Genomic DNA, 13,708 nt, shown 5'->3' with positions numbered 1-13,708 from the left:
AGCCTGTAGTAATTCTCTGCAGTATAGATCGGCCTCACTAAAATTTCGCTCCTTGGGTAGTGATAAACCGGTCCAACCATAATTCAAAATTCATGTCACCGCGAGTTCCAAAGCTATGATGATGACATCCAAATCGATATTAGAGATAGCGCTTTCAAAATATTATTGATATTCCACCCATACAGCTCCGTTATCAGCGGACCGTACGCAATTTTGTACCCAACGGACGCCTTCTACTCCCGCTTCAATTCCTGGATACCACGTTTGATTCAAGTCTTTCCCCCGCTCCATTGCTGCAGCAAAACGGGAATACAGATTGGACCATGCTTCAAATAACCCCTCCGGATGTCCGCCTCCAATGCGGTCATCTTCTAATGCTTCCTGATAAAGATACTCCATTCCGCGTTCTAAAATTTGTGCCGGTTTTCCTTGTATTTCGAAACGAAGCTGGTTTGGCTGCTCATCCCACCATTCAATGCTCGCTTTAGAGCCGATTACACGTATTTTCTGGCCATGCATAGATCCTGCATTTACACAAGAGGACCAGACTGTGCCGACCGCCCCGTTATCATATTCCATGATCGTATAAGCATTATCCTCTAAAGGCGCTCTGCTTTTGACAAAGCTCTGGCGAGTACATAATAGTTTTTTTATTTTCATGCCCGGCAGCATCACTTCAGACAAAAATAATGGATGAGTCCCTAAATCCCCCAATACGTAGCTTGGACCAGCAAATTTTGGATCTACACGCCATTTCGTACTTAGGTTATGACATTCAACAGGATCGGAGTGAAATCCGTGTGCAAATTGCATATTGATAATTCGAATGTCACCCAATTCTCCGTTTGCGATCATCTGACGCGCCTGTTCAATCATTTGATGTCCGGAATAACCATATGTAATGCCGACAACTCTGTTTTTTTTCTTTGCTAGATCCTCTAGTTCATTTGCTTCTTCGAGTGTAAAACAGAGAGGCTTTTCACATACAACATGTAAACCGGCATTCAGAGCAGCCTTGCAAATTTCATAATGCGTGTTATTTGGTGTCGCGATGGAAACAGCTTCAATACCGTCTTCACGTTTTGCTTCTTCTTCAAACATTTTCCGGTAATCCGAATAGCAGCGATCCGGAGAAATGTGCAGATTTACACCGAACTCTTTTCCCCGTTCCGGAATAATATCAAATGCACCTGCTACCAGCTGAAAGTGATGATCACGCAATGCTGCTGAGCGATGAATATACCCAATCTGACTGCCTCGTCCTCCTCCTACCATTGCCCAGCGAATGGGTCTTTCAAGCTTTTTTTCCCCATTAATCATTTACATTCCCCCTTTAATAGCCAATACTTTTCAAATAAGCAATACTTTGACTGACATCTCTTAAACTAGTATCGGAATTTCTCGGATCACGTTCTTGCTCAATCGTAATGTACCCATGATAATTAATTTCTTTCAGCAATTTGTGAATGGAATCATAATTAATAATTCCTTGGCCGATCGGGCACATTACTCCTCTTGCACAAGCATCAAAAAAGCGGATATGCTCGCCCATCACCTGCTGGTATACTTCTAAATCAATATCTTTAAAATGGATATAGTCTAAACGGTCAGCGCAATCTCGAAGCCATTGCTCCGGGTCCATCTTTGAATAATACAAATGTCCTATATCAAGACAAAGACCCGCGACTTCATATGGAATATCCTTTAATAACTGCTGTATTTCATCCTCAAATTCAATATAACCTCCCGCATGTGGATGGATCACGGCACGCACACCATATTGTTTCCAAGCCCGCTCTGCGAGTATCCGAATGTGAGACATCATACGACTCCAATCCGTTTCGGATAAACGTATGGCTTGATCGGGATGCCCCGCCTTGTAATCTCTTTCATCGTGTCCCCAGTCAATCAAGACCAAATAAGGTGGTGTAAAGTGCTGGCTATCTTCATGAAAGGAGGATGGGAGTTTTGTAATAAGAGAACAAATATCATCTACTTGCCGCAACAAGTGATTCAAATGAGACTCAGTTACTAAATCATCAAAAATCGTTCCGGCAATGATTGTCAAATCGTTTTTAGAAAGCTCTGACTGCACTTGTTCTATGTCCAATGGAATATAGCCGTACGGCCCTAATTCAATCCCTTTGTAACCGGCTTGCGATGCTTCCCGCAACACTCTCTCCCATGGCGGAAGATACGGATTTTTCGGATTATCTACGCCCCAGCAGCAAGGCGCACCAGCAATGTGAATACTCATCCAAAACACCTCTGATTTTTATTATGTCATTGAATAAAGCGCTTTCTAAAAAAGATAATAAATAATGTTTTTATAGACATACAGCCATTAATCTACCCCTTTTCTTACTAGATTAGTTGATCTCTTTAAAACTGTCAGACAGAAAGATAAAGCGCTTTATCATTAATACAATAGAGATCTGATACGTTATAAATCAGATTCTATTGCTAAAAATCGAAAGCGCTTTATATTTTGTGAACTGATTGTATAATATTCAGTATATTTTGTAAATATGTTTCGAACTTTTATTTTCAAAAAATAATCAACAGTACACAAACATATATTCACATCGACCCGCTTTATTATGAGATTTGAGTCTTTTTTGTAGCACATATAAACAGCAAAACAGCGGATTCAATATCTGCTGCTCACTTTAATTGTTTATATTGACTCTTTTTAAATAACATCACAGTTTCAACGATGATAAGTTGTTGATTTTCGAATAATTAACTTTGGCAAAACTAAAATCTTTTGTTTTTCAACGGCTTTTCCTTCTATTTCTTCAATCAGCAAATCCACGGCCTGAGAACACATCTGTTGAACTGGTACTTCTACCGTTGTTAAAGGAGGATCACTGCTCTTCGATAACAGGGTATTATCGAAGCCAGAGATAGAGAGTTCATCTGGTACTGAGACATGATTTTCGCGCGCCCCGAGAAGCGCAGCAATTGCTAATACATCATTGCAGCAAATGATAGCTGTGGGCGGATTAGGAGAATGTAATAATGAAGCGGAAACACATTGAGCAGATTCCGCGGTGGATTCACTTACAGCAATCAGGTCATCAGGAACACCAAGTCCAGAGTCCTGTAAGGCCTGTTTATAACCGCGAATGCGTTCCCGGCTGCTAGAATTGTCTTCGGCAATAACTGCAATCCTGGAGTGGCCAAGCGCAATGAAATGGGAGGCCAGTTCATATCCTCCCAAAAAATTATCAACGGTAACTGTTGTAAGAGATGAGTACGGCTGAGAATCAGAAAGTAGGATAACAGGGACATTATCGTTTATTAATTCTTGAACCACTTCTTTATTTTTAAAGCCGGCGGCTAAAATAAAACCATCTACACGTTTCTGCCTTAGTAAAGACACATACCTCGCTTCCTTCTCTGTGTTTAAATCAGTACTGCAGATGACGACATTAAATCCATATTCATGTGCCCGATCCTCAACTCTGCGCGCCATCTCAGCAATCAAAGGATTCGCAATATCCGGTAAAAGAAATCCTATCGTTGATGTCCGTTTCCCTGTCAAAGCTGATGCCAATACACTCGGTTTATAATTTAATTCTTCCATGGCACTCAGGACTTTTTGTTTTGATTTTATCCCAACCGATTGATGATTGATGACTTTAGAAACTGTTGAAATGGATACTCCTGCTTTTTCTGCCACATCATAGATCGTTGTTTTCATTCGTTAGAACCTTCTTTCTTCATGCGAGTTACCAGCTTATTAGAAAGCGCTTTATCATTATTGTATAGATAACTGCGATTATTTCAATAAGGCGAACTATGATGTTCTTTTTCCATAAAACAAAAAGCAGGATTGGTAACCCGCTTTTGATAAATTTATTTATTTTCAGATTTTTTCTTATAGTCTGTTTTTCTCAACCCATCTATTATTCAGGAAACTGAACATGCCCGGGAACTGTGTACGCCCCAGATGATCCGTTTGCAGGAAGCTTTGGAATCGTGTCTTTTACAACTTTTCCTCGAATGTCAGTGATTCTGACTTTAAGAGAGCCCGTTCCTAAATTGGTGCTGAGGAAATGATTATAGTCCGTTTTCTCCATGTTGATCCACTTTCCGTCTTTGTAGTATTCCATTTTCATAACGGGATACTTGTGATTTCTAACTTGGATTGCCGCCCACCACTGGCTGCTGCCTTCTTTAATCCGGTATGTGAAATTTCCAGTGATTGGTGCTTTGATCACGCGCCATTTGATCTTGATTTTTCCATCTTTCATAGCACCGATTTTGCTGAAGGCATTGGGTGAAAGATCAAGGGCTCCTGGGGCACCCTCAGGATATAGATCGGTAACATAGACGATCGTCTTCCCCTTTGGCCCTTCCACTTCAAGATAAGAGCCGGCAAGAGCGGCTTTCACACCGCCGTAATTAAGATCCTTTGGGTTAATTGCCGTAATCTCCATGTCAGATGGGATAGGGTCAAGAAGGAAAGCTCCTCCTGAATAGCCTGATCCGGTATAGGTTGCATAGCCTTCGTGCAAATCGTTATAGGCGGCCGAAGCCTGCGGGCAAAAACAAAGAATCATCAACATAACCACGCTAATAACAGCACTGATCTTCTTTTTCATAGACATCCTCCTAATCCAAATTTCGAATGAGAATCATTATCATTGTAATACTCATTCGATATGGATTGAAAGAGGACATAGATTCATAGATTGATTTATGCCTAATTCACTATTCTATATATATCAAAGGGTGCGTTTTATACGACTATGCAATACTTATGTTCAGATGCACATATGAGCCAAAATTCTTGTTTCATTAATATGGATAGAATATGGATAGCTATAGTGAGGATCTGAAGTATATCAGCTCAAAAAATTCCCATCCCCGCTTGAAATCGCAAGCGGGAGAATTTCACTTTACCTTTTGCAACTTGGTCAGAGCAGTAAGTATAATACCTAAAATGAGCACAATCGGAAACCAGATAATAATGTAATAAAAATGTGGATCTGCAAAAGCTACAATAACAGCCCCCACACAATATAATATGATGGCCAGCGCCCTTAACACAGCATCTCTTAAGAATGTTTTATTCTGTTTAGAGAAAAACAACCGGCCGGAAAGATCCTCTAAAAGAGAAGCCAATGTTCCGGTCAAAACTGTAGAAGAAATGCCTGCAATCCCCAGTTGTTTAGCTGCTATTGTTTGTATCCCCATGGCAATACTCAAAAGGATAATAAGGATGTACACCGGAACGAAAGCAGCAGATATTGAAAGACAAGCAAAAACAAATAAAATGAACGCTTCAATTGCCAGAGCTTTTGTTACAGCGGATGGCCAAAATGTTTTCTCTGCCTTTCCAACAATGATCGTGGAAACAATCACTCCCACGATAAAGCCGATTAGCGCAGTTAAAGAATGAAAAACAGTGACTTGAAGAGATTTTCCGATTGCTAATCCCAATAAAACGATATTTCCCGTCATATTAGCAGTGAAGACGTGTCCTAGGCTTAAATAACCGATCACATCCACGATTCCCGCTGTTAAACAAAGAAGAGAAAGCAAAGTGTTTCGATATGCTGCAGCAGTCAATGGTGTATCAATCCTTTCGTGTGGTTCCAACTGTAACTCTTTTATTTGCATCAAAAAACGTATAAAATCCCGGTTTTGATCAGGAATATAGACTCTATTCTTACTGTTGTCCAACTGTAATAATAATCCATATGTAAATTATTTAAATTTGAAAGGAAGCTGAGTGGCTTTGAAACGATTTTCTTTATTATTTGCCGTATTAAGTTTATTATTGCTTCTCTTGCCTGAAAAAGCTTTAGGCGCCGTCGATTTTCCAAATACCTCGACGAATGGCATTTTAGGATTTGCCGGAAATGCAAAAAATGAAAAAGGAGTCTCTAAAGCCAGCACAACCGGCGGAAAAAACGGCCAGATCGTTTATATCCAAAGTCTAAATGATTTAAAAACCCATCTGAGCGGATCAACACCTAAAATTTTAGTGCTTCAAAATGATTTAATCGCTTCTTCAAAAACAACGGTAACGATTGGTTCAAATAAAACACTTGTAGGTTCTTACGCTAAAAAAACGCTCAAAAATATTTATTTAACAACATCTTCTTCATCCGGAAACGTCATCTTTCAAAATCTGACCTTTGAACACAGCCCGCAGATTAATGGAAATAACGATATACAGCTTTATCTAGATTCAGGCTTCAATTATTGGATCGACCATGTTACATTTTCAGGACACAGCTATAGTGCTGGCGGAAGTGACCTGGACAAGCTGTTGTATATCGGTAAATCAGCTGATTATATCACCATCAGCAACTCAAAATTCGCAAATCATAAGTACGGTTTAATTTTAGGATATCCTGATGATTCCCAGCACCAATATGATGGCTATCCGCACATGACCATCGCCAACAACTATTTTGAGAATTTGTATGTAAGAGGCCCGGGGCTGATGAGATATGGCTATTTCCATGTCAAAAACAATTACAGCAACAATTTTAACCAAGCAATTACCATCGCGACAAAAGCAAAAATATACTCTGAATACAATTATTTTGGAAAAGGCAGCGAAAAAGGCGGAATCCTTGATGACAAGGGCACCGGATACTTTAAGGATACAGGAAGCTATCCATCCTTGAACAGGCAATCCTCTCCGTTGACAACGTGGAATCCAGGCTCTAATTACAGCTACCGGGTTCAAACTCCGCAGTACACAAAAGAATTTGTCACAAAGTATGCCGGATCACAAAGTACAACATTGGTTTTTGGCTACTGACACATTGTTCGTCTTGCTTGTGTCTAAACTTGCTTGTCAAACATATCATTCCTGCCCAAGATGAACATGCTTACGGACCAAAAATTTTTTCACATGTTCACTCCATTTTCATTGAATGAACACACGGACCTCTGAATTGCTTTTCTTATTATACAACTAGGTCATTATGGTTTCATCTCAAGCAAAAAGAATCCATTTCTAAAATGGATTCTTTTATTTTAATGTACATTCTATCATCTATAAACCAGGCCGCCATCAGTTAAAATAGCTTGACCGGTGATATAATCTGAATCATCTGAAGCAAGAAATGAGACTAAATTGGCCACATCTTCAGGAGTTTGATATCTTTTTAGAGCAATGTCTGAAGAGAATTTTTCAAAAGCTTCTCCTGGTTTTAAATCATCGCCATGTTTAACCATTTCCTCATCAATGCGATCCCACATTTTTGTTTTTGCAACACCAGGACAATATGCGTTAACTGTTATTTGATATTTGGCTAACTCTTTAGCAGCTGAATGTGTAAAAGATTTCACTGCGTGCTTCGTTGCGGAATATGTGCCAAGCATTTCAAATGATTCGTGACCTGCTATACTGCATGCGTTAATGATTTTGCCTTTTGTTTCTTGCTTAATGAACAGATCAGCAGCTGCTTGAGTACCAAACACAACGCCATTGACATTAACCTTGAACAATTGGTTCAGCTGTTCTTCTGTTATTTCTAAAAATGGAGAAACTGCCTCAATGCCAGCATTGTTTACAAACACATCCAAACTGCCAAATGTATCTGCCGCTGCTTTAACTAAATTGAATTGGTCATCACGCTTGGATACATCCCCTTTTACTCCTATAACATGATAGCCTTTTTCTTTGAAGTCTGATACAGTTGCATGCAGCAGCTCCTCGTTAATATCATGCAGAACGACACTAAAACCATCCTTGCACAATCTCTCTGCTATCCCTCTCCCTAATCCGCCTGCGGAACCAGTAACTATTGCTACCTTGCTCATAAATATTCCCCTTTCGCGATGAGGTATAGTGACGATATATTTATTTTAACAAATCAATGTTTCTCCACATAATGTAAACTGCTGTCTCAAAAGAAAACTTGTGTTATATTAATTAATTCAAGTTGAAATCATCGTGTGTAAAGTAATAAAGTTCTTCACTTCAGGATTGATCCCTTAATTCTATATGACGTGTGTAACCATGCTCTCATTATTGTTAAAGATATGGACACCGAGCTCTTATCCATTTTCTTTAGTATTCATGCGCTGTAATACATTGTATTGGAATTCATTAGACCAGTACCCAATGTTTCATTGCTAAGGTCTTACCCCTAAATGTAGTTTTCCTTGCTTAACATACCTTTGAATTTCGTATAAGCATGGTGTAAATGCCATTGAATTTAATTGGTCTTGATTCCAAAGCATGCGTGATGAAGAAGATCATCGACCTGGTCAACTTTTTCACAGTTAACATTTTATTTTCTTAGCAAGCTTATAATCATATGTATTAGCCGATGCTGCCGTCCTCTTGTTTCCTTTGTAATTCTTTAAGCTGCAAGCTTTTTCTGACTCTTCTTGGTTTACATTCTTCAACTGAGATAACATTATTTACAATTAAGATGTATCGTTTAACAAATAGAGTTATCCTAATTTACTACCTTTTTATCAGATTCTTCATTTTTCATTTATATAATGTGGTTTTAAAGAGGAGAAAGTCCCCTCTTTTACACTTGTATTTCTCCATAACATAATCTGTCACATAACTCATAGTTACCGCCAGTTTGATACATGCAGCGTTGATAACATCGTTGTGGATCATAAGAGATTGTTTGGTATTGAGGCACATGATAATTCAGGTAGTAAGGTGTTTGTGTATACCAAACTGGATATTGTCTAAACACATCGAACCCTCCATTCGCTCCTCTAGTTTACTGTATTGTATTTACCTCACAGCCAAATGTCATTTGTCCATACGAAATTAGGCATTCTTTAGAGCCATTGATCTTTTCAACACATTTAGTTATTTTTTATTCTTTAACAATTGATCAATTCAATATCACTCCAATCATTTTCAACTTTGACTCATATGATCAATAAACTTCTCCTCGATCGTTTCTTAAAAACATGTCAGCAAACTTGGTTGGAAATCACTGTCGTTATTGAGTTTCACCTTCCCTTTCCTCCTTTTAAATCTAGATAAAAGTCTTTTTTATTTAACCTTAATCTATTTCCTAATTATGTTAAAATAGATCAAAAAAAGAAATTGTGGTGTATTTATGATTGAATTAACTTTTCTCTTGCCATTCATGTTTGTACTTTATTTTTGTTTTATTCTTTATAGAATTATTAAGCGATTTATATTTAAGAAAGAACGAATGGCCAATGATAAGCATCTTGTTATTGTTTGTTTAATTACTTCTTTGAACTGATAAGCGTTACAATATTCCAATTGATTTAACAATCATAAAGCATTCACTAGCGCGAGAAATGATGTTTATTGGAAGATCGCAAGTGAAAGGATATAATCAACATAACTAATCATTTTAAGGTGATACGAAAATGGACAGTATAATGAAATCTCATTTTGAAAATCTAGAAGCAAAGGACAAAAGCCTGCAATTAGAAGCCTTTCAGAATATTATTAACGCCACAAAAGAAAAAGTAGACTGGGCTTATGAAGTATGGGATCAATTAATAGGATGGCTGACCGATCCGGATAACCACAGGCGAGCGAGAGCTGCACAGTTTCTTGCTGGTTTAGCAATCAGTGATCCGGATAAACGGATGCTGCGCGACTTTCCAGCATTATGGGAAGTGACCAGGGATTCAAAATTTGTAACAGCTCGGCATAGTTTGCAAGCAATCTGGAAGGTTGGCTTAGCTGGGCCAGAACAAAAAGAACTGGTGCTTACTCATATTATTGATCGTTTTAAAAATGGAATGAACGAAAAACATTATACATTGATTCGCTACGATATGATTGTAGGATTAAAAAAATTATACGATGAAGATAAAGATGAGCATATTAGGAAAATAGCAATGGACTTGATTGAGATCGAGAAAGATAGCAAATATCGAAAGAAATATTTGTCAGCCTGGAAATAACCACTTTTATGCAATGCTCTGCAAACGTTAAAACAGCACTACATCTTCGTGTGAGTGCTGTTTTTTATGCTAAACTTGCCGCCCTCGCCCATCATGCTGCTTTTATACAGCAACAAGCTGCATTGATTGTGTAAGCGATGTTCATGCCCTTGCGCGTGGTAAAGAGAACATCTGTGTTTATTGATTTTTTTCAGGCATCTCAGTATTTGAATATAGAGCTATTTATGGCAGTACCATTATTAAAAAATAATAATTGTAGAGCTTTCTATTAAGCGATCATATGCGGGGGATGCCAACCTTTATAACCAATTGAATTTTTTAATTGTTGCTTTTGGAGGATCAGATTCTTTAAGAGTGTTGAACCACACCTTCATTTTTTTACCTTCCACAAGGTCTTCTTTGTTTTCAATTTGACTTAATTCCAATATCACAACATGATTTTTATATTTTCTTATAAGTCTATCTTGAGACAATTCAAAGTCCTCTTTTTCAGGAGCATGTTTGCCCTCAAGAAAAACGGCTGACTTTTCATCCTTAAAAAGGATAAAACCAACAAGGTTCTGCATCTTTGGCGTTTTTATTCTATTTTCTTCCTTATCATTGCAGCCCGAAATAAAAGCAAAGAACGCTAAGACCGATATCCCGATTTTACGCATTTATCTCTCCTTTTTTGGTGTATGTTTTATAACAGTGAAAAAAGGCAAATCATTTTAGCGGTAATTTATAACAACGCGACACAAGAGTACTGGACCCGGAAAGACAGTACAAGTTTATAGATTTGAAGAACAGATTTACCACAGGTAAACTCTCTTCAGTTCCGTTTTGCCTTTCCGTTACACATCATTCCCTAGTGCCCGTACATAAAAAGTGATTGAATATTTAGTACATGGTACAATAAGATAAAAAACCGATTTTGTTTACCAATAGATTAATTAACTGACACCACATTGTGCTTATTGTGAAAAACTTGTAAACTTTTTGGGTAGCCATAAAATAAGGAGCGATTTTTTGTCTAAAAACTTAGCATTTTTTCTTTTCATCTTATGTATCATCATTGCGAAAGTCATGAAAAATATTGATGTAATAAGCACTACAGCATCCTTTTGCTCTTTAGTTCTCGTTTTCATTTATTTTAAAGATGAGTTTAAAAAGCTAAAACCAAAAGCAAAGAGCATTCTGTTTTCATGCTTTTTAGTATTAACAGGGATTATAACTTTTATCATTTTAGAAGGACAGGTATTCATTAAAAACCACGATTTTTTTAACGGCTGGGAGACCATAGCAGTGATAATCTTGTTTGCAGTCCCTTTGATATCTGGTACTGTTTGCTTTAGATTGCTTTACGAGCATTTGAAAGAAATGTAAGCATTTTATGTGCAGGTAAGGAACTACACTCGCATGTTTTATATTTACTCTGAATAAAAACATGCCTTTATCATGACATGTGCTTATCAATCAGATGTTTCTGAAAGCAGACCTATTTTTTGGAACGTTCATCCCTAAACTTGCCATTGCAGATTTATCTTTTATACCATGGTTTCTCTTGTAATCTTATTTTATCTGTGTGTTTCTCCCTACCGGTCTTCCACTCCACCTTAACAACTACATCATGTCCAATTACTTCATCTTCAGGCATAAAATCAAATGTAGCAATGTGGTCTTCCATTTGTCCTCCGCCTGGCATTTCTTCACCTGTGTACTCTGATAAATCATACTCTTCTCTGTCATCGTACTTTTTACCATCTATATACAATATGATTTTTTCAACAATGGTTCTTTTCGCTTCTTTCTTGTTCCCCTGCCAGTATAAATTCAAGAAGTAATTAGGGCCAATCGCAGGTTTTATCTGATTTTTCAATGGTAGAAACCCATAATCCGTTCCTGCTGCTTCCCTCATATTTTACTTTGTCTCCTGATATCATTGCAAAGAACGTTACTAAACAAATCAATAATAGAGCTGTAATGAGTAGTGATTTTTTGATTTTATTTTTGCTTCTCATGTTTCCCCTCGCTTTCTTCATTTTATTAGTAGAATAAATGGGCAAAATGTTACTTGAAAAAGAATATAAAAAAAGCTGCTCATAAAGCAGCCCACTAATTGTCTTTTCAGTTTTGCAGCCATATAAGACTTTCTTCATTGTTCTCAGCTTTGTGATTCGCAGCGCGTCTATATCTGCCTTAAGACCGATCAGGTGTTGATCATCTGTCTGTTAACCAAAAATGGAAACAAGTTTACTTACAAGTATTTTAACTCCTATGTAGGTCACTACATTGTCTAATTCACCTCTTCTAACTGAATGTAAAGGTTTGTTTTAATTGGCGTCCTTCTTTTCCTTTTTGTGTCCAAATAATAACAACCTCTAATTCAGATGCCTTTTCAGCCACCATAAAATGTTTAAACTTCAGCGGGGCACCATCGTTTAAACTTTTGGCTAAGCTTATTAAATCCTCCTCCTGTCTCACACAATTTTCATTGGGACAGCCAAAAAGTGAAAACCTCGTGGTTGAATCAGGATCATTTCTATACAATTGTACATCCACTGTAGCTGCGGCTTCTCCTATGTTTTTGATTTCCATTGAATATACGTTATATTCCCCCTTTTTTGGACTCGCTAATTCCTTTGCATTTTTTGCTTCAGTTATTTCGACTGACCATTGTTCTGTTTTTTGTTTAATTGGCAACTCTGTAAATCTCAGGGCTTGAGTCTTTGTTTGAACAAAAGTCAATGCAAATAATAAAACACATAAGGAAAGTAAATGCTTCTTCACTTCGTATCTCCTTCTTTCTTTTTCATTAGCTTCCCCAATATAAGTGTCGGGTATGACGCATAATAAAAAGCCCTCATTTAGAGAGCTTTAATAACAAATGCAATACTATTTCATTAGTCTGAGGGAATCTAAGCAGGACTTTCAGCAACATAGCATTACAATAGCTAAATGTATGTGGTTTAGATTCAATACAATTGAAACAAGCTTGTTTCTTTGTCGATCGAAGCAGCCTTTTGAAATGCTGCCTCTTGAGATTTCGCATTTGTCATTAGTTCATATATGAATGTGAGGACGAAGATAAGTGTAGCGTTTCCATCTATATAGTCGCCAGGGGCTATGTAAGAAGAGCTTTTGCATTGTCTAAACGCTTCAGCAAGCCTTTTGTCACCTAATGTGCATCCAGTTGCTAACACATGCACCCCTCGTAAATCTGCATACGCCCGAACTTCTTCAGGACCGAAATAACATGAACGCGGCTCGTTTTTTTCATAAACGTCTTGCCCCAATTCCGGCAATATAAATTTTCCATCTTCTCCATGAAAACTTAAAATCAAATAGTCGGTTTCTCCCCTGTTCTCGCCCGAAAGCACGCTAACTAAATCATTAGGTCGTCCAACCCAATGCATGTGTACTTTTGCACCATAATATTCAAGTGCGGAACGTAATGCAAATGATTCTAACTCACAATTTGGCCCTGCCACTAAAGTAATGCGCATGCTTGACTGACTCAAAACAAATAGCCTCCCCAAAGTTATAAGTGCCCTAAATTCTAGCTTCACAGATTAAAATGTGATATCAAAAGATGCCGTTAGTTATTTCCAAAACGAAAAGAACTTCGACAAATAATAACTACAAATCGTTTTGTTTGAGCAGATCAGTGAAGGGCATGCCATATGCACACCCAATGTTATCCCATCATATCCTTAGCCAATACTAATGGCGGCCTTCATGTAATCGTTGAATTAAGAAAGTATAAAGTTTGCTTTCTTCCCCAATTCCATATCAATTATTTCTCGCACTTCATTGGGAGTCTGATGCAGAA

Annotated in this window: 12 protein-coding genes and 1 pseudogene; 3 read left to right on the top strand and 10 right to left on the bottom strand. The window is 37.7% G+C overall.

The window, feature by feature from the left end:
- Positions 1 to 162: 162 nt before the first annotated feature.
- The 5 genes from UJ203_RS05280 to UJ203_RS05260 form a co-directional block, all read right to left on the bottom strand.
- Positions 163 to 1,320, bottom strand: coding sequence for a Gfo/Idh/MocA family oxidoreductase (locus tag UJ203_RS05280; RefSeq protein ID WP_322008907.1), 1,158 nt, complete (start codon positions 1,318 to 1,320; stop codon positions 163 to 165).
- 13 nt (positions 1,321 to 1,333) lie between these two features.
- Positions 1,334 to 2,257, bottom strand: coding sequence for a sugar phosphate isomerase/epimerase (locus UJ203_RS05275; protein WP_322008905.1), 924 nt, complete (start codon positions 2,255 to 2,257; stop codon positions 1,334 to 1,336).
- A 453-nt stretch (positions 2,258 to 2,710) separates the two neighbouring features.
- Complete coding sequence (locus tag UJ203_RS05270) at positions 2,711 to 3,706, bottom strand: LacI family DNA-binding transcriptional regulator (RefSeq protein ID WP_322008903.1); 996 nt, start codon at positions 3,704 to 3,706, stop codon at positions 2,711 to 2,713.
- Between the two features lie 205 nt (positions 3,707 to 3,911).
- Entirely contained in the window at positions 3,912 to 4,610 is a 699-nt protein-coding gene (locus UJ203_RS05265; RefSeq protein WP_188323042.1) for an expansin EXLX1 family cellulose-binding protein, read from the bottom strand.
- 292 nt (positions 4,611 to 4,902) lie between these two features.
- Complete coding sequence (locus tag UJ203_RS05260) at positions 4,903 to 5,580, bottom strand: YoaK family protein (protein WP_322009469.1); 678 nt, start codon at positions 5,578 to 5,580, stop codon at positions 4,903 to 4,905.
- Positions 5,581 to 5,749: 169 nt separating this feature from the next.
- Between UJ203_RS05260 and UJ203_RS05255 the strand changes: the two genes are divergently transcribed.
- Positions 5,750 to 6,787 (top strand): polysaccharide lyase family 1 protein, encoded by a 1,038-nt coding sequence (locus tag UJ203_RS05255; RefSeq protein WP_101861439.1) that lies wholly within the window; start codon positions 5,750 to 5,752, stop codon positions 6,785 to 6,787.
- 233 nt (positions 6,788 to 7,020) lie between these two features.
- Here the strand turns inward: UJ203_RS05255 and UJ203_RS05250 are convergent, their stop codons facing one another.
- Entirely contained in the window at positions 7,021 to 7,794 is a 774-nt protein-coding gene (locus UJ203_RS05250) for an acetoin reductase (RefSeq protein ID WP_322008893.1), read from the bottom strand.
- Between the two features lie 1,557 nt (positions 7,795 to 9,351).
- Between UJ203_RS05250 and UJ203_RS05245 the strand changes: the two genes are divergently transcribed.
- On the top strand, positions 9,352 to 9,897 hold the full coding sequence (locus tag UJ203_RS05245) for a hypothetical protein (RefSeq protein WP_322008892.1): 546 nt from the start codon (positions 9,352 to 9,354) through the stop codon (positions 9,895 to 9,897).
- A gap of 299 nt (positions 9,898 to 10,196) precedes the next feature.
- On the opposite strand, the gene UJ203_RS05240 is transcribed toward UJ203_RS05245, so the two are convergent.
- Entirely contained in the window at positions 10,197 to 10,553 is a 357-nt protein-coding gene (locus UJ203_RS05240; protein ID WP_322008890.1) for a DUF3221 domain-containing protein, read from the bottom strand.
- Between the two features lie 352 nt (positions 10,554 to 10,905).
- Between UJ203_RS05240 and UJ203_RS05235 the strand changes: the two genes are divergently transcribed.
- Positions 10,906 to 11,262, top strand: a complete 357-nt coding sequence (locus tag UJ203_RS05235; protein WP_322008888.1) for a YoqO family protein — start codon at positions 10,906 to 10,908, stop codon at positions 11,260 to 11,262.
- A 154-nt stretch (positions 11,263 to 11,416) separates the two neighbouring features.
- Here UJ203_RS05235 and UJ203_RS05230 read toward each other — a convergent pair.
- The 3 genes and pseudogenes from UJ203_RS05230 to UJ203_RS05220 form a co-directional block, all read right to left on the bottom strand.
- A pseudogene (locus UJ203_RS05230) lies at positions 11,417 to 11,897 on the bottom strand (DUF4944 domain-containing protein).
- Positions 11,898 to 12,186: 289 nt separating this feature from the next.
- On the bottom strand, positions 12,187 to 12,666 hold the full coding sequence (locus UJ203_RS05225; RefSeq protein ID WP_322008886.1) for a hypothetical protein: 480 nt from the start codon (positions 12,664 to 12,666) through the stop codon (positions 12,187 to 12,189).
- Positions 12,667 to 12,851: 185 nt separating this feature from the next.
- Positions 12,852 to 13,397: a delta-aminolevulinic acid dehydratase gene (locus UJ203_RS05220; RefSeq protein ID WP_105992020.1), complete on the bottom strand. Its 546-nt coding sequence runs from the start codon at positions 13,395 to 13,397 to the stop codon at positions 12,852 to 12,854.
- Between the last annotated feature and the right edge of the window lie 311 nt (positions 13,398 to 13,708).

Source organism: Bacillus sp. V26 (assembly GCF_034296245.1).
Taxonomy (GTDB): domain Bacteria; phylum Bacillota; class Bacilli; order Bacillales; family Bacillaceae; genus Bacillus; species Bacillus halotolerans.
This window is presented reverse-complemented; position numbering and strand designations above follow the sequence as displayed.